Annotated in this window: 20 protein-coding genes; all 20 read left to right on the forward strand. The window is 43.6% G+C overall.

Annotated features, from left to right (window positions below; genetic code table 11):
- The first annotated feature begins 23 nt into the window (after nucleotides 1-23).
- The 20 genes from ACQY6Q_RS16740 (at nucleotide 24) to trpB (ending at nucleotide 21469) form a co-directional block, all read left to right on the forward strand.
- On the forward strand, nucleotides 24-1409 hold the full coding sequence (locus tag ACQY6Q_RS16740; RefSeq protein ID WP_427983215.1) for a cytochrome ubiquinol oxidase subunit I: 1386 nt from the start codon (nucleotides 24-26) through the stop codon (nucleotides 1407-1409).
- A gap of 2 nt (nucleotides 1410-1411) precedes the next feature.
- The gene (locus ACQY6Q_RS16745; protein ID WP_427983218.1) at nucleotides 1412-2416 is read left to right on the forward strand and encodes a cytochrome d ubiquinol oxidase subunit II; all 1005 of its coding nucleotides are present in this window, start codon (nucleotides 1412-1414) and stop codon (nucleotides 2414-2416) included.
- Between the two features lie 733 nt (nucleotides 2417-3149).
- Nucleotides 3150-3587: an FMN-binding protein MioC gene (gene mioC, locus ACQY6Q_RS16750; RefSeq protein WP_427983219.1), complete on the forward strand. Its 438-nt coding sequence runs from the start codon at nucleotides 3150-3152 to the stop codon at nucleotides 3585-3587.
- Between the two features lie 373 nt (nucleotides 3588-3960).
- Nucleotides 3961-5850 (forward strand): tRNA uridine-5-carboxymethylaminomethyl(34) synthesis enzyme MnmG, encoded by a 1890-nt coding sequence (mnmG, locus tag ACQY6Q_RS16755; protein WP_427983221.1) that lies wholly within the window; start codon nucleotides 3961-3963, stop codon nucleotides 5848-5850.
- Between the two features lie 9 nt (nucleotides 5851-5859).
- The gene (gene rsmG / locus ACQY6Q_RS16760; RefSeq protein ID WP_427983223.1) at nucleotides 5860-6486 is read left to right on the forward strand and encodes a 16S rRNA (guanine(527)-N(7))-methyltransferase RsmG; all 627 of its coding nucleotides are present in this window, start codon (nucleotides 5860-5862) and stop codon (nucleotides 6484-6486) included.
- Between the two features lie 11 nt (nucleotides 6487-6497).
- Nucleotides 6498-7289 carry a ParA family protein gene (locus ACQY6Q_RS16765; protein ID WP_427983225.1) on the forward strand — a complete coding sequence of 264 codons (792 nt, stop codon included), beginning with the start codon at nucleotides 6498-6500 and terminating at the stop codon, nucleotides 7287-7289.
- Nucleotides 7290-7306: 17 nt separating this feature from the next.
- Nucleotides 7307-8227, forward strand: a complete 921-nt coding sequence (locus ACQY6Q_RS16770) for a ParB/RepB/Spo0J family partition protein (RefSeq protein ID WP_427983227.1) — start codon at nucleotides 7307-7309, stop codon at nucleotides 8225-8227.
- 261 nt (nucleotides 8228-8488) lie between these two features.
- Nucleotides 8489-8893: an ATP synthase subunit I gene (locus ACQY6Q_RS16775; RefSeq protein ID WP_055733477.1), complete on the forward strand. Its 405-nt coding sequence runs from the start codon at nucleotides 8489-8491 to the stop codon at nucleotides 8891-8893.
- A complete protein-coding gene (gene atpB / locus ACQY6Q_RS16780; protein ID WP_427983230.1) occupies nucleotides 8883-9695 on the forward strand; it encodes a F0F1 ATP synthase subunit A in 813 nt (270 codons plus the stop codon). Before ACQY6Q_RS16775 ends, atpB begins: the two co-directional genes overlap by 11 nt.
- Before the next feature lie 54 nt (nucleotides 9696-9749).
- Nucleotides 9750-10004: a F0F1 ATP synthase subunit C gene (gene atpE / locus ACQY6Q_RS16785; protein ID WP_137673530.1), complete on the forward strand. Its 255-nt coding sequence runs from the start codon at nucleotides 9750-9752 to the stop codon at nucleotides 10002-10004.
- Between the two features lie 36 nt (nucleotides 10005-10040).
- The gene (atpF, locus tag ACQY6Q_RS16790) at nucleotides 10041-10514 is read left to right on the forward strand and encodes a F0F1 ATP synthase subunit B (RefSeq protein WP_427983233.1); all 474 of its coding nucleotides are present in this window, start codon (nucleotides 10041-10043) and stop codon (nucleotides 10512-10514) included.
- Between the two features lie 18 nt (nucleotides 10515-10532).
- Entirely contained in the window at nucleotides 10533-11063 is a 531-nt protein-coding gene (gene atpH / locus ACQY6Q_RS16795; protein WP_427983234.1) for a F0F1 ATP synthase subunit delta, read from the forward strand.
- 14 nt (nucleotides 11064-11077) lie between these two features.
- Nucleotides 11078-12619, forward strand: a complete 1542-nt coding sequence (gene atpA, locus ACQY6Q_RS16800; protein WP_427983236.1) for a F0F1 ATP synthase subunit alpha — start codon at nucleotides 11078-11080, stop codon at nucleotides 12617-12619.
- A gap of 28 nt (nucleotides 12620-12647) precedes the next feature.
- Nucleotides 12648-13511 (forward strand): F0F1 ATP synthase subunit gamma, encoded by an 864-nt coding sequence (gene atpG / locus ACQY6Q_RS16805; protein WP_427983238.1) that lies wholly within the window; start codon nucleotides 12648-12650, stop codon nucleotides 13509-13511.
- Nucleotides 13512-13547: 36 nt separating this feature from the next.
- Nucleotides 13548-14924, forward strand: coding sequence for a F0F1 ATP synthase subunit beta (gene atpD, locus ACQY6Q_RS16810; RefSeq protein WP_427983239.1), 1377 nt, complete (start codon nucleotides 13548-13550; stop codon nucleotides 14922-14924).
- Nucleotides 14925-14955: 31 nt separating this feature from the next.
- Nucleotides 14956-15381 (forward strand): F0F1 ATP synthase subunit epsilon, encoded by a 426-nt coding sequence (locus ACQY6Q_RS16815; RefSeq protein WP_427983241.1) that lies wholly within the window; start codon nucleotides 14956-14958, stop codon nucleotides 15379-15381.
- Nucleotides 15382-15568: 187 nt separating this feature from the next.
- Complete coding sequence (locus ACQY6Q_RS16820; protein WP_427983242.1) at nucleotides 15569-17218, forward strand: ATPase RavA domain-containing protein; 1650 nt, start codon at nucleotides 15569-15571, stop codon at nucleotides 17216-17218.
- An 8-nt stretch (nucleotides 17219-17226) separates the two neighbouring features.
- Nucleotides 17227-18666 carry an ATPase RavA stimulator ViaA gene (gene viaA, locus ACQY6Q_RS16825; protein WP_427983243.1) on the forward strand — a complete coding sequence of 480 codons (1440 nt, stop codon included), beginning with the start codon at nucleotides 17227-17229 and terminating at the stop codon, nucleotides 18664-18666.
- Nucleotides 18667-18756: 90 nt separating this feature from the next.
- On the forward strand, nucleotides 18757-20118 hold the full coding sequence (gene glmU / locus ACQY6Q_RS16830; protein ID WP_427983244.1) for a bifunctional UDP-N-acetylglucosamine diphosphorylase/glucosamine-1-phosphate N-acetyltransferase GlmU: 1362 nt from the start codon (nucleotides 18757-18759) through the stop codon (nucleotides 20116-20118).
- Nucleotides 20119-20245: 127 nt separating this feature from the next.
- The gene (gene trpB / locus ACQY6Q_RS16835) at nucleotides 20246-21469 is read left to right on the forward strand and encodes a tryptophan synthase subunit beta (RefSeq protein WP_427983246.1); all 1224 of its coding nucleotides are present in this window, start codon (nucleotides 20246-20248) and stop codon (nucleotides 21467-21469) included.
- Nucleotides 21470-21489: the final 20 nt, after the last annotated feature.

Genomic DNA, 21489 nt, shown 5'->3' on the forward strand with positions numbered 1-21489 from the left:
ATTCACCTTAATGAGAGTTAATCATGCTTGATGCCTTAATCCTTTCAAGGATACAGTTTGCTGCGAATATCAGCTTCCACATTCTGTTTCCAACCATCACCATTGCCATGTGCTGGTTCTTGGTTTTCTTTAAAATCCGCCATGATATGACTGGCAATCCAGTTTGGATGCGCGCCTATCGCTTTTGGGTAAAAGTATTTGCCCTTTCTTTTGCCTTAGGTGTAGTCAGTGGCATTACTATGTCTTTTCAGTTTGGTACTAACTGGCCAGGCTTTATGGAAACGGTGGGTAATATCGCCGGGCCATTGCTAGGCTATGAAGTGCTTACCGCCTTTTTCTTAGAAGCCACTTTCCTTGGCATTATGCTATTTGGTATAAAACGTGTGCCCAACAAGGTGCATACTTTTGCGACCATTTTGGTGGCTATCGGCACCAGCTTATCGGCGTTTTGGATCCTGGCGCTGGATTCTTGGATGCAAACTCCGGCCGGCTTTGAAATGCGTGATGGTGTAGCCTACCCAACCGACTGGTTTGCCATTGTATTTAACCCTTCTTTTCCTTATCGCTTAACCCATATGTTATTAGCCTCGGGCTTAACGGCATCGTTCTTCATTGCCGGGATCTCAGCCTACCGCATACTAAAAGGCGATACTAAAAAAGCGCCGCGTTTAAGCTTAAAAGTAGCGTTAATTGTGGCCGCTATTTTGGCCCCCACTCAAGCCTTGGTAGGTGATTTTCATGGTTTAAATACTCTCGAACATCAACCGGCAAAAATTGCTGCCATTGAAGGGATCTGGCACACCGAGCGAGGCGCTCCATTATTATTATTTGCGCTGCCCGATCAGCAAAATAAAACCAATCACTATGAAATAGGCATACCTAATCTTGCCAGTTTGATTCTTACTCATAAGCTGGATGGTGAACTAAAAGGCTTAAATGAGTTTGAAGGCGAGCACCCACCAGTAGCCCCAGTATTTTGGAGTTTCCGAGTAATGGTGGGTTTAGGCTTATTGATGCTTGGACTAAGTTGGTTTGCTTGTTACCACTTTTACCGCCGTAAGGCTCTACCAGCCTGGTTACTGAAAGTATTTGTGGCCACTACCTTCTCTGGTTGGCTAGCCACGCTAGCGGGTTGGTATGTGACTGAAATTGGCCGTCAACCTTGGTTAGTCACCGGCATATTAAAAACCCAAGATGCGGTAACTAGCTTGCCCCCATCTAAAGTGGGTTTCTCATTAACCCTTTATCTTATCGTGTACGCCTTTTTACTTTATGCCTATATTCGCACGGTATTTTTAATGGCGCGTAAGGCGATTAAAGTAGAAGAATTTGAAACCCTAGAACCACAGGCCGATGGCAACCTAAGCCATGTTTCTAATCCACAAACCACTCACGAGGGGAGTCACTAAAGATGAGCGATGCTTACTGGTTGGCAATTATTTTTATCGGCTTAATGGGACTTTCCGTTCTGGTTTACGCCATTCTCGATGGTTATGACTTAGGGGTGGGTATTTTGCTGCCCATGGCTGAAGCCGACGAAGCTCAACGCGACACGATGATTGCCTCAATTGGGCCATTCTGGGATGCCAACGAAACTTGGTTAGTATTGGCAGTAGGCATTATGTTAATCGCCTTTCCTGCTGCCCATAGCGTGGTGCTCTTTCACCTATATATACCGGTAGCTATTATGCTGATCGGACTTATTATGCGTGGCGTGGCCTTTGACTTTCGAGCCAAAGCGGCGGTTGATCATAAACTTGCTTGGGATAGAACCTTTAAAGCAGGCTCCCTGCTTACCACCTTGGCACAAGGCTACATGTTAGGCCTATATGTAATGGGTTTTGAGGGCAGCCTCAGCGCTCATTTGTTTGCTTTGTTAAGTGGTTTAGGAGTGACCCTTGCCTATAGCTATATTGGCGCGGCTTGGTTGATCATGAAAACAGAAGGTGAGCTGCAAAAACGAGCAGTGACTTGGGCAAAACTCAGCGGGAGACTCTGTTTTATCGGAGTATTAGCGGTGTGTATCGTTAACCCATTAGTCAACCCTGGGGTATTTGATCGCTGGTTTGATTTTCCGCTAGTGATGTTTGTATTGCTGATACCAGCTTTGTGTTTTGCCGCCTTTTTGTTTAACGATCTGCTGCTGAAACGTTTACCCAAAACAAATGATCGCCACTGTTGGCTACCATTTTTATTGGTTGTAGCTATTTTTGTTCTATGTTTTAGCGCCTTGGCTTTTAGCTTCTTTCCTGATGTGGTTCCCGGACAAATGACCATTTGGCAAGCGGCCTCCGCGCCTGAATCTCTCACTGTGATATTAATCGGTGCGCTGGTGGTAGTACCGGTTATTTTGGCTTATACCGCTTTTTCTTACTGGGTATTTAGAGGTAAGGCGAGTTCTCTTAACTATCATTAAACTCAGTTAAGCAGCATTAGTTAACTAGCAAAAGAGCGCCAATTGGCGCTCTTTTTCATTAACACTTCATGCTAAGGCCCAGTTTAATCAGGCTAGCATCTTTCAGCATAAGCTAAGTCATAAGCGCCGCTATCCACATTTTCTGAATACATTCAAGAATAGAGCTAATAACAAGCTAAATAGGTATGGATTAATCCCATTTCTAACTGTTTAGTTTTAAGGTTACGGTCTCTCTATTAGCGTCTTTTAAAGCGAGTAAATACGCTATCCACACAGTTTCTTGCCTTACTGTAAAAGTCAGCGTGATGAGTTTGCACACAAAACACTTCTATGGTTTGTAAGCGTAACCAGCTGCTTAGTAGTCCCAGCCTGCTCTATATCTATCAACAACAGCTTGAACAAGTACAAAAGTGATGAGCAAGAGTTCAGCTGTCGAAGATCTGTCTAATCTTGGTTTATCAAAACAATGGACAAAGCGCCCAACACAGAAGCGTTCTGTAAGACGAAGCAATACAGACTTTAATCAGCAACAGGATGGTTTATGTTTAAATTGTGAATAGATCTTACTCACAGCCAAATATTGGATCATTGCTTTATTTATTACCCCAATAGCAAATTCAGCTAAGTTTCACGTGAAACTATCAACAGTTCACCCACAACTAATACGCAACTAGTTATATCCCCCAAGATCACGTTACAATAAACAGGCTTTTAACAACCAACAGGATCGTTTGTGGATATAGAAATAATAGTGGGCTCTACCCTTGGTTCTGCAGAATATGTTGCCGATGAACTAGAAGCCCTATTAAAAGAACAGCATCAGGTGAAAATTCATCTCGATGCTGAATTCTCAGAACTCAATCAGCAAGCACTTTGGTTAATTTGCAGCTCAACTCATGGCGCTGGAGATGTACCAGACAATTTACAGCCCTTTTACCAGTATTTGTTGCAGCAACAACCCGATCTTTCGGCAATAAGTTATACGGTTATTGCCATTGGCAGTAGCAGTTACGATACCTTCTGTGGCGCAGGAAAAGAGCTTGACCGATTATTGGAAAGCTTAGCCGCAACTCGGCTAAAACCACGCTTAGAAATTGATGTTGATCTTGAACCTGTGCCTGAAGAACCCGCTGTGGCATGGCTAGAAAGCTGGAAAAACGAACTAAATTAAACTTAAACACTGTGGATAACCATAAGGAATAGCTATTAATTAACCATAGTTATTCCTATGGATAAAAACATACCCGGCTTAGCTTGTGGATAACTAGCAATTTAGATCCCAGCTTTTCCCCCGTTTAGATCGCCCTTCGTTAACATGATCTGATCCACTTTAAGTGAATGATCATTAAGTTAAAAAACGACTTATCTACAGATCATCGAGTTACTAATAGTAGATCTAATAAAAGATCTTTAAAAAAAGATCTTATATATATTTATAAGAGATCTACCCTAGATCTTATTCTGATCTAAGCATTCCCTTATGCCATTTTAACCAGTAAAATGTCGCACCCTTTTGGGATCTAGCTGGTTTGAGGTATTTGCAAATGTTCTATAAACAACAATATGACGTAATAGTGATCGGTGGTGGTCATGCAGGGACAGAAGCAGCTGCAGCTGCAGCGCGCATGGGTCAAAATACCTTGCTGCTTACGCATAACATAGAAACATTGGGACAAATGTCTTGTAACCCTGCTATTGGTGGTATTGGTAAGGGTCATTTAGTTAAAGAAATTGACGCTTTAGGTGGTTTAATGGCCCAAGCGGCCGACTTAGCAGGGATCCAATTTAGAACTCTTAATTCTTCTAAAGGCCCTGCAGTACGTGCAACCCGTGCTCAAGCCGATCGCGTATTATACCGTGCAGCAATTCGAACCCGTTTAGAAAACCAACAAAACTTAACTATCTTTCAACAAGCCTGTGATGACCTGATCGTTGAAAATGATCAAGTGGTTGGTGTGGTTACTCAAATGGGCTTACAACTACGTGCGCGTAGCGTAGTGCTTACCGTAGGCACGTTTTTAGGTGGAATGATCCACATAGGTTTAAACCATCATTCTGGAGGACGTGCCGGCGATCCACCGTCAATTGCATTGGCTCAACGGTTACGTGAATTACCACTACGTGTAGACCGATTAAAGACCGGTACACCACCACGTATTGATGCCCGCAGTATTGATTTCAGCCAAATGCAAGCGCAACCGGGTGATACACCTACTCCAGTATTTTCTTTCTTAGGAAAAGTGAGTGATCATCCACAACAGATCCCTTGTTATATCACTCATACCAATGAGAATACCCATGACATCATTCGCGGTGGCTTAGATCGTAGCCCGATGTTTACCGGAGTGATCGAAGGTACAGGCCCTCGTTACTGCCCATCAATTGAAGATAAAGTCACTCGCTTTGCCGACAAAAACTCGCATCAAATCTTTATTGAACCTGAGGGCTTAACTACTCACGAAGTGTATCCAAACGGGATTTCAACCAGTTTACCTTTTGATGTCCAGGTCGCCTTAGTGCACTCGATGAAAGGTTTAGAGAACGCCCATATAACCCGTCCCGGTTATGCCATTGAATATGACTTCTTTGATCCTAGAGACTTAAAACAAAGCCTTGAAAACAAATATTTAAAAGGTTTGTTCTTTGCAGGACAAATTAACGGTACTACCGGTTATGAAGAAGCGGGAGCTCAGGGCTTAATCGCTGGCGCTAATGCAGCCTTGTATGCTCAAGGCAAAGAAGCTTGGTCACCACGTCGCGATCAAGCGTACATGGGCGTATTAATTGATGATTTAGCCACACTAGGTACCAAAGAACCCTACCGTATGTTCACTAGCCGTGCCGAATATCGCTTATTATTGCGTGAAGACAACGCCGATGTACGCTTAACCGAACAAGGTCACCAACTAGGTTTGGTGGATGAGCAACGTTGGCAGTTATTCAACCAAAAAATGGAAGCGGTTGAGCTAGAACGTCAGCGCTTAAAAGAGACTTGGGTTCATACTGGATCTACCCAATTAAGCGAATTAAATCCCTTATTAAAAACGCCCATCACTCGCGAGCATTCTTTAGAAGAATTGATCCGTCGACCTGAGCTTAGCTACCAACAATTAATGCAAATTGAAGGTTTTGGGCCCGGTTTAGCTTTACCCGCAGCGGCAGAGCAAGTTGAGATCCAAATTAAGTACGACGGTTATATCAAACGTCAATTGGAAGAAATCAAGAAAACTCAAAAACATGAGAACACGCTGCTGCCAATCGATCTTGATTATTCTAAAATTAGTGGCTTGTCTAACGAAGTAGTGGCTAAGTTAACCAGCGCTAGACCGGAAACCATTGGTAAAGCCGCACGCATTTCAGGCATTACCCCTGCTGCGGTATCATTGCTATTGGTGTACTTAAAAAAACACGACTTAGCACGTAAGTCGGCTTAGGATGATCGGGTGTTAAAATCACGTTTACAAAGCTTATTAGCGCAAACATCTCTGCAGCTCACCGAGCTGCAAATTTCTCAATTAGTCACATTGGTTGAGCAACTGGATAAATGGAACAAGGCTTATAACCTCACTTCGGTAAGAGATCCTATGGAGATGCTGGTAAAACACATTCTCGATAGCTTAGTAGTAAGTCCTTACTTACAAGGTCAGCGTTTTATTGATGTGGGAACTGGACCCGGTTTACCGGGGCTACCGTTGGCGATTATTAATCCAGATAAACAGTTTGTATTGTTAGACAGTTTGGGTAAGCGGATTACCTTTATTCGCCAAGTTTGCCATTTACTCAAACTAACCAATGTTACTGCGGTGCAAAGCCGCGTAGAAAAGTATCAACCTGAGCAACTATTTGATGGCGTAATAAGCAGAGCCTTTGCTTCTTTACAAGATATGCTTAACTGGTGTTATCACCTGCCTGCAAATAATGGTAAATTCTATGCCTTAAAAGGCTTAGTGCCTGAGCAAGAACTAGAAAACCTGGCCAAAGGGCTTAAATTAGAGCGTATCGAGAGTTTAGTGGTTCCCGAGCTTGAAGGTCAGCGTCATCTAGTTATTATTGATAAAAATAACCCTTAGGCGAATATATTGTGGGCAGAGTAATAGCGGTTGCTAACCAGAAAGGTGGTGTAGGAAAAACGACAACTAGCGTAAATTTAGCGGCATCCATGGCTGCCACTAAACGCAAAGTTTTGTTAATAGACCTTGACCCACAGGGTAATGCCACTATGGGCAGTGGTGTAGATAAATATGATGTCCCCAAAACAGCCTATGAATTGTTGATTGATGAAGAACCGATCGATAAAGTGACGGTGAAAGACACCAGTGGTTTCTTCGATCTCATCGCGGCTAATTCCGACGTTACAGCAGCAGAAATTAAATTAATGGAATTTTTTGCGCGGGAAGTTCGTCTGCGCAATGCCCTTGCTCCGGTAAGAGATTATTACGATTACATTTTCATCGATTGTCCCCCTTCGTTAAACATGTTGACCGTGAATGCAATGGCCGCAGCCGATAGTGTGTTAGTGCCAATGCAGTGTGAATATTATGCTTTAGAAGGCTTAACCGCCTTAGTTGATACCATTAGCAAGCTGGCTTCGGTGGTGAATCCAGAACTAAAAGTTGAAGGTATTTTACGCACAATGTTTGATCCACGTAATCGCTTAGCCTCCGATGTTAGCGATCAACTTAAGCAGCACTTTGGCAAAAAAGTGTACCGAACTGTGATTCCTCGTAATGTGCGTTTAGCTGAAGCCCCTAGTTTTGGTAAACCAGCCATGTATTATGATAAAACCTCTAATGGCTCTAAAGCTTACTTGGCTTTAGCCGGCGAAATTATTCGTCGACACGAAGAAGAAAACCAAGCAGTGGCTGTTGATTAATGGATACGGATAAGCACATGTCAGCGAGAAAACGTGGATTAGGCAAAGGTTTAGATTTATTACTCAGTACCAGTAATAATGCTCGACAACGTCAGGTTGAACAAGATACTAGGGCCGATTCTCATCAGCAGGTTGTGGAGCAAAATCGTGGCGAGTTACGTAAATTGCCGATCGAATGGTTGCATCCTGGAAAGTACCAGCCACGTAAAGATATGTCGGCTGAGGCCTTGGAAGAGCTAGCACGCTCAATTGAATCACAAGGTGTTATTCAACCTATTGTGGTGCGTGAAATTGGTGATAATAGCTTTGAAATTATCGCTGGTGAGCGCCGTTGGCGTGCTTCTCAACAAATTAATTTGCATGATGTGCCTTGTTTAATCAAAAACGTCAGTGACGAAAATGCAGTGGCCATTGCCTTAATCGAAAACATTCAACGTGAAGACCTTAACGCCATGGAAGAAGCGGTGGCGTTAGACCGTTTAATGACCGAATTTGAGCTCACCCATCAGCAAGTGGCTGAGGCGGTGGGTAAATCTCGTACTACTGTGAGTAATTTACTGCGCCTGAATGGGCTTAATGAGGATGTTAAAATTCTTTTAGAGCATGGCGACATCGAAATGGGTCATGCGCGCGCTTTATTGGCTCTTAGTGGTGATGTTCAAGCTGAAACTGCACGTAACGTTGCGGCTAAAGGATTAACTGTTCGAGATACTGAAAAATTAGTTAAATCAGTACTTAATCCAAAAGAGCCGAAAAAGCCTGCAAAAGTAGACCCTGATATTAGCCGTTTAGAGCAAAAAATCAGTGAACGCTTAGGCGCTGGGGTAAAGATTCAGCAAAACAAAAAAGGTCAAGGTAAGTTAGTGATTGACTATGCAAATTTAGACGAGTTAGACGCAATATTGGCGCTGTTCATTAATTCTGACGACACGCTTTAGTTGTTTATAACTTGATATTAATTACATTTCCTTGATCTTGGTTACTCACCTTTCACTTTCAAATGACCAAAAATGCCAGTTTGTAACAAAACATTTAACAATAAGCGCTATTTCTTTATATAAGCTGTTACAAATTGGTGACTTCCGCCGTGCTTCTGATTGCAAAAATGCACTTTAGACGTATAATCAAATTGCTTTTTCGCGAGCCCTTTTACTCTTTCTGAGTAATGGGTTAAATGTAAAAACTAGTAGAGGTCGAGAATGTCTGGGTCTTTAACAACAGAAGTTCGTCTTAAGGCGTTGTATTTTGTTATTTTTCAGACAGGGTTTGTCGCACTGCTAACACTAAAAAGTGGCTTGTTTTTTGACAGAGATATTGCCATTTCCGTGTTGCTCGGAGGGATTATCTTTCTACTACCTAATACGCTGTTTACCCTTATGGCATTTATGTTTGTGGGCGCTAGGCATCGAAAATATGTAGTACTAAGTTTCTATCTGGGAGAGGTCGTTAAACTTTCTCTAACAGCCATCATGTTTATACTGGTATTTGTCTTGCTTGATGTAGAGCCTTTGGCACTCTTGCTTGGTTTTATACTCAGTACCCTAACGCAATGGACTGCCTCTATTTTTCTTAGTAACAAAAATAGGATGATAAATGGCTGCTGAAGGTAACGTTTCAGGCTATATCCAGCACCACCTGACAAACGCGCAAATGTGTATGGCCGATGGTGGCTTGGCATTTAATCACGCTTGTCATGATGCAGGGTTCTGGACTTGGCACATTGATTCACTCCTGTTTTCAGTTGGCTTGGGAGCTTTGTTCTTATTTATTTTTTATAAGGCAGGGCAAAAAGCAACAACTGGTGTACCTGGCAAATTTCAGTGTTTCGTTGAAATGATGGTTGAGTTTGTTGATGGGGCGGTACGTGATGCCTTCCATCGCACCGACCGTGTCATTGCACCAATTGGATTAACCATTTTCGTGTGGGTTTTCCTCATGAACTTGATGGATTTAATCCCTGTTGACTTTGTACCCCACGTCGCCGGACTTATGGGCGCTGAGTACTTTAAGATTGTACCTACTACTGATTTAAACATAACTCTGGGGATGTCTATCGCCGTGTTTGGTTTAATCATTTTCTACAGTATTAAAGTAAAGGGACTGAAAGGCTTCACAAAAGAGCTTACGCTCAATCCTTTCAATCATTGGTTAATGATACCCTTCAACTTCTTGTTGGAGTCGGTCACTTTATTGGCCAAACCTTTCTCACTCGCTTTGCGTCTGTTCGGTAACCTGTATGCAGGTGAATTGATATTTATTCTTATTGCTGCACTTGTTCCTTTATGGGCTCAATGGGCTTTATCTGTTCCATGGGCAATTTTCCATATTTTGGTCATTGTGCTTCAGGCGTTTATTTTCATGATGCTAACGATAGTTTATCTAGCTTTAGCCCATGAAGATCACTAATTAAGTTTAATAAAAAAACTGCTTTAACCTAATAAATACTATTTGGAGAAAATCATGGAAACTGTTGTTGGTTTTACTATTATCGCTGTTGCAATCATGCTGAGCATGGCCGCTCTTGGTACTGCTATCGGTTTCGCACTGCTTGGTGGTAAGTTGTTAGAAGCATCAGCCCGTCAGCCTGAGCTAGCCCCTGCACTACAAACTAAAATGTTTATTATTGCCGGTCTTCTAGATGCGATCTCAATGATTGCCGTGGGTATTGCGTTATTCTTCGTATTCGCTAACCCCTTCGTTGCTTTATTGGGCTAAATTCATCGATTCCTTGACTAATAGGGAGGTGTCGTTGTGAATATCAATGCAACCATGTTAGGACAGGCTATATCGTTTGCGATTTTTTGTTGGTTCTGCGTTAAATACGTTTGGCCTCCACTAATCGACGCGATAGAAGCTCGTCAAAAGAAAATTGCGGATGGTTTGGCTGATGCTGAACGTGCCGGAAAAGATCTTCAATTGGCTCAAGCAAAAGCCTCTGAGCAAATGAAAGAAGCTAAGTCCGAAGCTGCTGTTATTATTGAGCAAGCAAACAAACGCAAAAATCAAATTATCGACGAAGCAAAAGAGTTGGCTAACATTGAGCGTGAAAAAATCATCGCTCAAGGTAATGCTGAAGTTGAAGCAGAACGGAATCGCGCTCGTGAAGAGTTGCGTGCACAAGTTGCTGCTTTAGCCATCGCTGGCGCTGAGAAAATTCTCGAGCATTCAATCGACAAAGAAGCCAACAAGCACATTGTTGATAAGCTAGTCGCTGAGCTGAAATAGGGGTAAAAGGTAGAGCTTATGGCTGAATTAACCACCATTGCTCGTCCCTACGCTAAAGCTGCGTTTGATTTTGCTGTTGAGCAAAAAGCCTTAGAACAGTGGACCGAAATGTTAAGTTTTGTTGCCGAAGTGGCGACAAACGAAAAAATTGCGGTTTTGCTGAGAAGGGAATCTGCCACTACCTTAGTGAATTTATTCACCAATGTATGTGCAGAACAGCTTAACGAAAACGGTCTTAATTTAATTAAATTAATGGCTGAAAACGGACGTTTGAACGCGTTGCCTGCTGTGTTAGCACTGTTCTTGGAGTATAAGGCCGAATTGGCCAAGGAAATAACCGCTAACGTTGTTTCTGCTACCGAGTTAGATGCCGCGCAGCAAGCGCAAATTAGTGCTTCCTTAGAACAGCGTTTAGCACGCAAAGTGAAGCTTAACTGTAGTGTTGATGCCTCATTAATGGCCGGGGTGATTATTCAAGCCGGTGACTTAGTGATTGATAGCTCTGTTAAAGGGCAATTGGCAAAACTTTCTGAAACACTGCAAGCGTAATTGGGGAATAGAGCATGCAACTGAATTCCACTGAAATAAGCGAACTGATCAAAAAACGTATTGAGCAGTTTGAAGTTGTCAGTGAAGCTCGTAACGAAGGTACTATTGTTTCTGTAAGTGACGGTATTCTTCGCATTAATGGTCTTGCTGATGTAATGCAAGGCGAAATGATTGAGCTTCCTGGTAGCCGTTATGCTATCGCATTAAACCTAGAGCGTGATTCTGTAGGTGCGGTAGTTATGGGCCCTTATGCTGACTTAGCAGAAGGCGATAAAGTTAAAAGTTCTGGTCGTATTTTGGAAGTACCTGTAGGTCGTGGCCTACTAGGACGGGTACTGAATACACTGGGTGAACCTATTGACGGTAAAGGTGCAGTAGAACACGAAGGCTTCTCGCCTATCGAAGTGATTGCCCCTGGTGTTATGGAACGTAAATCGGTAGATAAACCTGTGCAAACAGGGATTAAAGCCATCGACTCCATGATTCCAATTGGTCGTGGTCAGCGTGAGTTGATCATTGGTGACCGTCAGATCGGTAAAACTGCGATCGCTGTTGATACCATCATTAACCAAAAAAATTCTGGCATTAAGTGTATTTACGTAGCAATTGGCCAAAAAGCCTCTACCATTGCTAGCGTAGTACGTAAGCTTGAAGAATATGGCGCAATGGCGTACACCACCATTGTTGCAGCTTCGGCATCAGATTCAGCCGCACTACAATACCTTGCTCCTTATGCAGGTTGTACTATGGGTGAATACTTCCGTGACCGTGGTGAAGATGCGCTTATCATTTATGATGACTTATCTAAACAAGCAGTTGCTTACCGCCAAATTTCATTGCTACTACGTCGTCCTCCAGGCCGTGAAGCCTACCCTGGTGACGTATTCTACCTTCACTCTCGTTTGCTAGAACGTGCGTCTCAAGTTAACGAAAAATACGTAGAAGAGTTCACCAAAGGTGAAGTAAAAGGTAAATCAGGTTCATTAACTGCATTGCCGATTATTGAAACTCAAGCCGGTGACGTATCAGCCTTCGTACCTACCAACGTAATTTCAATTACCGATGGTCAGATCTTCTTGACTGGTCAGTTATTTAACTCTGGTACTCGTCCTGCGGTAGACCCAGGTATCTCGGTATCTCGGGTAGGTGGTGCAGCACAAACTAAGATCATTAAGAAACTGTCTGGTGGTATCCGTACCGCATTGGCACAGTATCGTGAACTAGCAGCCTTCTCGCAGTTTGCTTCTGACTTAGATGATGCAACCCGTAAACAGTTAGACCACGGCCAAAAAGTAACTGAGCTAATGAAGCAGAAGCAATTCAGCCCATTATCTGTTGCTGAGCAAGCCTTGGGTCTATATGCCGCTGAGAAAGGTTTTTTAGCTGACGTAGAAATCGATAAAGTTGTTGATTTTGAAACAGCGTTGCTAGCTTACGCTAACAACGAATATGCCGATCTATTAGCCACTATTAACGAAAAAGGCGATTACAGCGACGAGATTGATGCTGCAATTAAAGGCTTGTTAGAAAGCTTTAAATCGACTCAATCTTGGTAATCAAACCTGACGAATAGGAGCAATAGATATGGCCGGCGCTAAAGAGATTAAAGGTAAGATTGGCAGTGTTCAAAACACTCAAAAAATTACCAATGCGATGCAAATGGTGGCTGCAAGTAAGATGCGACGTTCTCAAGATCGCATGGAAAGCAGTCGTCCCTATGCCGTCGCGATGCGCAAAGTAATTGGTCATATCGCGCTAGGCAAACTCGAGTATAAGCATCCTTATGCAGTTGAGCGAGAAGCCAAGCGTGTAGGTTATATCGTGGTCTCTACTGACCGTGGTTTGTGTGGTGGTTTAAACATTAACTTGTTTAAGAAAGCCGTCACCGACATGCAACAGTGGAGAAATAAAGGGGCAGAAGTAGATTTAGCTGTTATTGGCAGCAAAGCAACCGCCTTTTTCGATAACCACGGTGGAAATGTTGTAGCTCAAAACTCTGGTTTAGGTGATAACCCAACCGTTGAAGAGCTTATTGGTACCGTGAAAGTGATGTTAGAAGCCTACGATGAAGGCAAGCTAGATCGCATTTATGTTGTCTACAACAAGTTTGTAAACACCATGGTACAAGAACCAAAGATTGACCAATTATTGCCGCTGCCTAAAGCAGATGATCCAGAAATTGCGTCTCGCAGCTGGGATTACTTATACGAGCCAAGTGCCGAAGAGATACTCGACGGATTACTATTTCGTTATATCGAATCCCAAGTTTATCAGGGCGTGGTGGAAAACCTTGCCTGTGAACAAGCTGCACGAATGGTTGCAATGAAAGCGGCAACCGATAATGCGGGTAGTCTAATTGACGAACTTCAGTTGGTATACAACAAAGAACGTCAAGCTGCGATTACTCAAGAATTGAGCGAAATTTCTGCGGGAGCTGCTGCCGTTTAAGGCAAGGCACTAAGCAATATATTTAGAGGAATCAACATGAGTAACGGTAACATCGTCCAAGTAATTGGCGCTGTTGTGGACGTTGAATTTCCACATGACAGTGTACCCAAGGTATACAATGCTCTAGAAGTTCAAGGCGAAGACTTAGTTCTTGAAGTTCAACAGCAAATTGGTGGTGGTGTAGTTCGTTGTATCTGTATGGGTGCATCAGAAGGCTTACGCCGCGGCCTAGAAGTGGTTGATACGGGTGACGCGATTAAAGTTCCTGTGGGTGAAGCTACCCTTGGGCGCATTATGAACGTTCTTGGTCATACTATTGACCACAAAGGTGAAATTGAAACGGAAGAGCGTTATAAAATTCACCGTGCTGCTCCTACTTATGAAGAGCAGTCAAATACTAGCGAATTGCTAGAAACAGGCGTAAAAGTTATTGACTTGATTTGTCCATTCGCTAAGGGTGGTAAAATTGGTCTATTCGGTGGTGCCGGTGTAGGTAAAACCGTAAACATGATGGAGTTAATCAACAACATCGCTAAAGCTCACTCAGGTTTGTCTGTGTTTGCTGGTGTTGGTGAGCGTACTCGTGAAGGTAATGACTTCTACTACGAGATGGAAGAAGCCGGGGTACTTGATAAAGTAGCCATGGTTTACGGTCAGATGAACGAGCCACCAGGAAACCGTCTACGGGTTGCCCTAACTGGCTTGACCATGGCGGAAAAATTCCGTGATGAAGGTAAAGACGTATTGTTGTTCATCGACAACATTTACCGTTACACCTTGGCCGGTACCGAAGTATCAGCACTACTTGGCCGTATGCCATCAGCGGTAGGTTATCAGCCTACATTGGCTGAAGAAATGGGCGTACTGCAAGAGCGTATTACTTCAACTAAGACGGGCTCTATTACCTCTATTCAAGCGGTATATGTACCTGCGGATGACTTAACTGACCCATCTCCAGCGACTACCTTCGCTCACTTAGATGCAACCGTTACGCTAAACCGTAGCATTGCAGCCATGGGTTTATACCCAGCAATTGACCCATTGGATTCAAACTCTCGTCAGTTAGATCCTCTAATTGTTGGTCAAGAGCACTATGACGTGGCTCGTGGTGTGCAGGGCGTACTACAACGCTATAAAGAATTGAAAGATATTATTGCGATTCTAGGTATGGATGAATTGTCTGAAGAAGACAAACAAACCGTAGCTCGTGCGCGTAAGATTGAGAAATTCTTAACTCAAGATTATCACGTAGCAGAAGTGTTCACCGGTAACCCTGGTAAACTGATTCCGCTTAAAGATACCATTCGTAGTTTCAAAGGCCTATTGGCTGGTGATTACGATGATATTCCTGAGCAAGCGTTCTTGTATGCAGGCGATATTGATGACGTGCTTGAGCGCGCCAAAAATATGTAAGCTTCGCCCATTGGCGTAACAGGAGGCTGAAATGGCAGCGATGACAGTTCACTTGGATGTGGTGAGCGCTGAAGAGAAAATTTTCTCTGGCCGCGTTGAGCACTTACGAGTAACCGGTGAAGAGGGTGAGTTGGGTGTGTTATATGGACACGCCCCATTACTGACTCCAATTAAGCCTGGTATGGTTCGCATGGTTAAGCAGCATGGTCACGAAGAGGTAATTTATATCTCGGGTGGTTTCTTGGAAGTACAACCAGGAAATGTAACTGTGTTGGCTGATACCGCGATTCGAGGCGAAGAACTCGATAAAGCCAAGGCCAAACAAGCTAAACAAGCTGCTGAGGATCGCATTCGCAATCCCAACAGTGATGTGGATTTTGCAAAAGCTCAAGTTGAACTCGCGAAAGCGATGGCACAGCTTCGTGTTATTGAAATCCTCGGAAAAAATGTTCGTTAAGTTTAGTTTGATAAGCAAAAGGCGCTCACAGAGCGCCTTTTTTGTCTGTAAAAAGTGACCTTGGTATCAACAAAAGCTGATACCCAGTTAAGCTTATTGCAGCCTTAACTAAGACTATGGCTAACTAATGCCTTTAAGGCTGAACTTAGTCTTCTATATTTTCATTATGCATAAGAAAGGGGCGGTTATGGCAAGTATTTCGCCATTCAATCAGGCTAGTCAGGCCTTACTATCAGAGCGTATTAAGAAGCTATTAACAGCCTTATCTTCAGGTATATACGAGCGTGAAGAGAGCTTTAAGTTATGCTTATTGGCGGCCTTGGCTGGTGAAAGTGTATTTTTACTCGGGCCTCCCGGTATAGCAAAAAGCATGATCGCCAAACGCTTAGCTCAGGCCTTTGAAAGTCAGAATTTTTTTGACTATTTAATGACTCGCTTTTCTACCCCTGAAGAGGTGTTTGGCCCCTTATCGATTCAAGAATTAAAAGATAACGGTAAATATATTCGTTTAACCGAGGGCTATTTACCTGCTGCCCACATCGTTTTTCTTGATGAAATATGGAAAGCAGGGCCAGCCATTCTGAATACCCTACTTACGGTAGTGAACGAACGAACCTTTAGAAATGGTTCTGAAAATCTAGCCGTACCGATGCGCTTGCTGATTTCGGCATCCAATGAATTACCTGAAGAGGACAGCGGATTAGAGGCCTTATATGACCGAATGTTAGTGCGGGTGTTTGTTAATCGAATTCAACAAAAAGACAATTTTAAAGCGCTCATCTTAGGCAACCAAAGCTTACCGACTATTCCTTCTGCGCTGTTAATTGGCGATCAAGAATATCAGCAATGGCAACGCCAAATTGATTTAGTGACGATGAGTGATGAGGTATTTGAAAAGCTCTTTACCATTAAAACGCTGGTGGAAAATGAACAGCCTTTAGGTCAAGCCGACAGTGATTATCAAAGCTTGTATGTATCAGATCGGCGCTGGAAAAAATCAATTCACTTATTGCAAGCGAGCGCCTTCTTTAACGGCCGCTCAGAGGTAAATCCCTTAGATTTATTGCTGTTACAAGATTGTCTCTGGCACAACCTTGATGATCGTGAGTTTGTTAGAGGCTGTATTCGCGATTATGCGCTTAATCATGCCTTTGACCAGGTGCAGCTTAAAGAGCTGGCAGAGCGTGCAGAGCGCCATTATCAAGCGGTGGCTGATGATATATGCCAGCAGCTAAAAATGCAGTTTGAGCATGATTCAGGCTTACGTAAAGAGCAATACAAGTATGACTTTAGCGTGGCTAAGTCTTATGCCAATCCCCACGGCGGCCAGTTATTTAAGCTGGTAGTACTACAAAGCAATTTGTCGGTGAGTGAAAAAGACAAAGGCGAAACCCGCTGGGTTTATGTTGATGCTAATGAATTTATTAAAAAAATTAAATCTGGCCGCTGTGAGATGCTGGGCCGAATCAATCAGGGCAGCGAGTTATGCCGCTTGTTATTTGAAATTGATATTAATCACCAGCTGGTGATAAAAGATATCGCTAATCGACCACTGGCAGTGGCTTTATGTCAGCAGCATGCATTGCCGCCGCAGCAATTTGCCAACTGGCAGCAGCAAATTGACGAGGTTTTGGCTACGATTAAACAAGCAGAGTTTCAGTTGAAACGCAGTCGTGCACAATTTCACGGCGCACTGCCCCATAACTTCATCGCTAATCAGCTGCCAGAGGCGATAGAAGCGAGCTTAATCGAGGTTGAGCAGATGGTGAAACAAGTGAGCGAATTACTCGATAAGCAAGCTTATCGAATGCGTAACATTGGTGACTTTTTTGATTAGGTTTAGGCATGTTAGATAGCCTTCAGTTTGGTTTAATGCTAGCTGAATCGGGGGTGCTTGAAGAAGCCGTTCGAGAAGTGATGTTGCGCCCGCAATTAATGATGATTGCCGAGTCTAGTCCCGGTATTCAAAGTTCCATGAATAACCAGCTACATAAGTGGAAAAACCAAATTCGCGCTAAGCTCAGCAAAGTCACTATTGAACAAAAGTTCGCTGAAGAAATCGCCCTCTACCAGCAAAGCATTGAATTAGACAGTCACGCTTTTACTCAAGGCATCGATGAATTACTGCTGCAGTTAAGTGTGTGTTCGGAGTTTTATTCTCAAGCCAGTGAGTTAGTTGCCCACCCCCACCACCGCTATAGCCCGATGTTTCAAAGCTATTTCTGCAATCAATGGTTTGATAGCATCGCTCAGCAGCTCAAGCAGGCTCAAGCCGATGAAGTAAAGCAACATAAGCAACAGCTATTGGCAGATCTCTATCAGCGAGTGGAGACCTTAGAAGCCATGCCCGAGATGACCGAGGCGGGTAATCCTAATAAAATGGGGCGGTTGTGGGATATGGCCGCAGCCAAGTTAACTAAGACCGAGCTCAATATATTAAAACAATTTTCTGCTTTTCTTAAGTCGCATAAGGGCTTGCAAGATATTGCTGAAAAACTGGGGCGAATGGCCGACCAAGTAAGTGACCCTAATAGTAGTAATGCGCCAGTAGAAGAACCTCAATTGGTTGAAGAGCAATTAGACCAAGTAACCGATGATATTGTTGGGGTACATGAGGGTGACGACTTAGCCAAATTGCTGCCCAGCGAAACGTTATTTTTGGCCTATCCTGAGCTAGAGGTGATTTTCTATAAACACTTGCTCGATCATCAATTAATGAATTACCAAATGCAGGGTAAGCAGCGTAAATTACGCAAGGTTAAAACTTACAAGAAGGCTGCTGAGCAAGCCTTACTCGACAAAGGGCCATTTATTTTAGCCATTGATAGCTCTGGCTCGATGCAGGGCTTTCCTGAAAAATGCGCTAAGGCCCTCGCCTACGGTTTAATGCAAATTGCTTTGGCCGAACAGCGAGATTGCTATGTGATTATGTTTTCCACTGAGTTAATTACTTACCAACTCACCAAAAAAGATGGCTTGCGTGAAGTGCTTAATTTTCTTTCTTATAGCTTTCATGGTGGCACTGATATGCCGTCGGCCTTAAGCGAAGCGATTAAGCAGATGCACAAGGAGCAATATAAAAATGCCGACCTATTGGTTCTATCGGATTTTATTGCCCCTGCTCCCCCGGAAAGTTTGCTGGCGCAAATCGAGCAGTTAAAACAACAAAAAAACCGTTTTCATGCGGTGAACTTGTCGACTTACGGTAATCCCCAATTAATGAGTATTTTTGACTATTTATGGGATTACACCCGCTCGCCCATCCAGCGTTTATTTAAACGTTAATTCCAAAGCTAAGGCATTTCGCTTAGACTTAAATCCATTATTGAATAATCAGTGTTAACGGGATGGTTAGTCCCACAATAAGGAATCCAAATGAATTTCAGTGTCGTTATTTTGGCCGCCGGTAAAGGAACCCGAATGCGTTCTGCTTTACCTAAGGTTTTGCATAAATTGGCAGATAAGCCGATGGTACAGCACGTAATAGATACCGCGAAAAAATTACAGCCTGAAGCGATTCATTTGATTTATGGTCATGGTGGCGAGTTAATCCAGCAGCAAATCCAAGACCCAAGCTTAAACTGGGTGGAACAAGCCGAACAACTCGGTACCGGTCATGCCATGCAGCAGGCTGCGCCGCATTTTGCCGCCAATCAACCAGTAGTGATGTTATATGGTGATACCCCCTTAATTAGTCAGCAAACCATTCAACGCCTATTAGAAGCGCTACCAGAAAAGGGCATTGCACTGTTAACGGTTAACCAAGATGACCCCACTGGCTATGGACGAATTGTTCGGGAAAATGGCAGTGTTACTGCGATTGTTGAACATAAAGATGCTACCGAAGAGCAGCTAGCGATTCGTGAAGTGAATACCGGTGTATTGGTGGCTAATAGTGATGATTTAAATCGCTGGTTGGCTCAGCTCACCAATGACAACGCTCAAGGTGAATACTATGTTACCGACATTATCGAAATGGCAGTGCAAGAAGGTAACTTAGTGACAGCGGTACAACCGGATTCTATCGTTGAAGTACAGGGAGTGAATGACCGAGTACAACTTAATGGCTTAGAGCGTGCCTACCAAAAAGGCCAAGCCGAAGAACTATTGCGCCAAGGGGTGAGTTTGGCCGATGCCAACCGCTTCGATTTACGTGGCGAGTTAAGTGTAGGTAGCGACTGTTTTATCGACATCAACGTCTTAATTAAAGGTAAAGTTACCCTTGGTAACAATGTGACTATTGAAGCCAACGTTATTTTGATTGATTGTGATATTGCCGATAACGTTACGATTAAAGCCAATAGCATTGTAGAACAAGCTAGTTTAGCCAAAGATGCCTCTGCTGGGCCTTTTGCCCGCTTACGCCCGGGGGCTAAATTAGAACAAGATGCCCACGTGGGTAACTTTGTAGAAATGAAAAAATCCACTTTGGGTAAGGGCTCTAAAGCCGGTCATCTTACTTATTTAGGGGATACCACAGTGGGCGAGTACGTCAACATTGGTGCGGGAACGATTACCTGTAATTACGATGGGGTGAATAAATTCCAAACCATCATCGAGGATGGTGCCTTTATTGGTAGTGATACTCAGTTAGTGGCTCCGGTTACTGTTGGGAAAAATGCCACCGTGGGCGCGGGTTCTACTATTACCAGTAATGTTGAGCCGGAGGTATTGGCGATTTCTCGAACTCGGCAACGCAGTATTAGCACTTGGCAGCGTCCGGTGAAAAAATCTTAAGTACCTAATAAATAGCGGCTTTAGCCGCTTTTTTATCACCTAAATAGTTTGAAGGATTAGATAGCGCACATAATTATCTATTGTTATTCGGTATAACTAAGGTTTTGCACGATGGATAGGATTAACCATGATTAAACAGTTTGAGCATCCACTACCCAATAGTGAAGGCTACTTTGGTGAATACGGTGGAAGCTTTATTCCACCGGAACTACAAGCGGTAATGGATGATATTAATCAGGCTTACCAGGATATTCGTCAGGATCCTAGTTTTGTTGCCGAGCTCACTCGTTTGTACCAGCATTATGTGGGACGTCCTAGCCCCATTTTCCATGCGCAACATCTTTCTGAAAAATACGGTTGTGATATTTACCTTAAGCGTGAAGATCTTAACCACACTGGCGCCCATAAAATTAACCATTGTTTGGGTGAAGTTTTACTGGCTAAAAAAATGGGTAAAACCAAGGTGATTGCTGAGACTGGAGCAGGCCAGCATGGTGTGGCCTTAGCTACGGCGGCGGCTTTGCTGGGTTTAGAGTGCGATATTCACATGGGCGAAGTAGATATTGCTAAAGAACATCCCAATGTGGTGAGAATGCGTATCTTAGGCGCCAATGTGATAGCCGCTACCCATGGTCGAAAAACCCTAAAAGAAGCCGTAGATAGCGCCTTTGAAGCCTACTTAGCTGATCCGCACACTCAGTTATATGCCATTGGCTCGGTAGTGGGTCCACACCCCTTCCCGATGATGGTTCGAGACTTCCAATCCATCATTGGTATAGAGGCGCGTGAGCAGTTTCAAGCGATGACCGGTCAGTTACCCGACAACCTAGTGGCTTGTGTTGGCGGTGGTTCAAATGCCATGGGCTTATTTAGTGCATTTCTAGAAGATGACAGTGTAGCCATGCATGGCTGTGAGCCGGCTGGACGCGGCTTAGAGCAAGCAGGGGAGCACGCAGCTACCCTGAGTAAGGGCGTACCTGGAACCATGCATGGTTTCCATTCTTACATGTTAAAAGATGAGCAAGGTGAGCCGCAGGAAGTATATTCAGTGGCCAGTGGTCTAGATTATCCGTCGGTGGGGCCTCAGCACGCTTATCTTAAAGATTTGGGTCGAGTGAAATATGGCGTGGTGAGTGATGAAGAAGCGATTGCTGCCTTTTTCGAGCTGTCTCGCCTTGAAGGTATCATTCCTGCCATTGAGTCAGCCCATGCGGTTGCTCATGCTATCAATCTTGCCAAGCAAGGCACCCGCGGTTCTATTTTAATTAACTTGTCTGGGCGTGGTGATAAAGATATTGATTTTGTTGTAGAAAACTACGGCAAGCAATACGGTATTGCTTCCTTGTTATAAGAGCTTAACTAAAGGCCACG

Source organism: Agarivorans sp., assembly GCF_050295395.1.
Classification (GTDB): Bacteria; Pseudomonadota; Gammaproteobacteria; order Enterobacterales; family Celerinatantimonadaceae; genus Agarivorans.

What these genes read in the sequence shown, in the direction of transcription:
- ACQY6Q_RS16820 (WP_427983242.1), top strand. Translation starts at nt 15,569, where the DNA reads ATGGCAAGTATTTCGCCATTCAATCAGGCTAGTCAGGCCTTACTATCA.
- ACQY6Q_RS16815 (WP_427983241.1), top strand. Translation starts at nt 14,956, where the DNA reads ATGGCAGCGATGACAGTTCACTTGGATGTGGTGAGCGCTGAAGAGAAA.
- atpE (WP_137673530.1), top strand. Translation starts at nt 9,750, where the DNA reads ATGGAAACTGTTGTTGGTTTTACTATTATCGCTGTTGCAATCATGCTG.
- mnmG (WP_427983221.1), top strand. Translation starts at nt 3,961, where the DNA reads ATGTTCTATAAACAACAATATGACGTAATAGTGATCGGTGGTGGTCAT.
- ACQY6Q_RS16745 (WP_427983218.1), top strand. Translation starts at nt 1,412, where the DNA reads ATGAGCGATGCTTACTGGTTGGCAATTATTTTTATCGGCTTAATGGGA.
- atpA (WP_427983236.1), top strand. Translation starts at nt 11,078, where the DNA reads ATGCAACTGAATTCCACTGAAATAAGCGAACTGATCAAAAAACGTATT.
- atpH (WP_427983234.1), top strand. Translation starts at nt 10,533, where the DNA reads ATGGCTGAATTAACCACCATTGCTCGTCCCTACGCTAAAGCTGCGTTT.
- glmU (WP_427983244.1), top strand. Translation starts at nt 18,757, where the DNA reads ATGAATTTCAGTGTCGTTATTTTGGCCGCCGGTAAAGGAACCCGAATG.
- trpB (WP_427983246.1), top strand. Translation starts at nt 20,246, where the DNA reads ATGATTAAACAGTTTGAGCATCCACTACCCAATAGTGAAGGCTACTTT.
- ACQY6Q_RS16775 (WP_055733477.1), top strand. Translation starts at nt 8,489, where the DNA reads ATGTCTGGGTCTTTAACAACAGAAGTTCGTCTTAAGGCGTTGTATTTT.
- atpD (WP_427983239.1), top strand. Translation starts at nt 13,548, where the DNA reads ATGAGTAACGGTAACATCGTCCAAGTAATTGGCGCTGTTGTGGACGTT.
- ACQY6Q_RS16740 (WP_427983215.1), top strand. Translation starts at nt 24, where the DNA reads ATGCTTGATGCCTTAATCCTTTCAAGGATACAGTTTGCTGCGAATATC.
- viaA (WP_427983243.1), top strand. Translation starts at nt 17,227, where the DNA reads ATGTTAGATAGCCTTCAGTTTGGTTTAATGCTAGCTGAATCGGGGGTG.
- atpB (WP_427983230.1), top strand. Translation starts at nt 8,883, where the DNA reads ATGGCTGCTGAAGGTAACGTTTCAGGCTATATCCAGCACCACCTGACA.
- ACQY6Q_RS16770 (WP_427983227.1), top strand. Translation starts at nt 7,307, where the DNA reads ATGTCAGCGAGAAAACGTGGATTAGGCAAAGGTTTAGATTTATTACTC.
- atpG (WP_427983238.1), top strand. Translation starts at nt 12,648, where the DNA reads ATGGCCGGCGCTAAAGAGATTAAAGGTAAGATTGGCAGTGTTCAAAAC.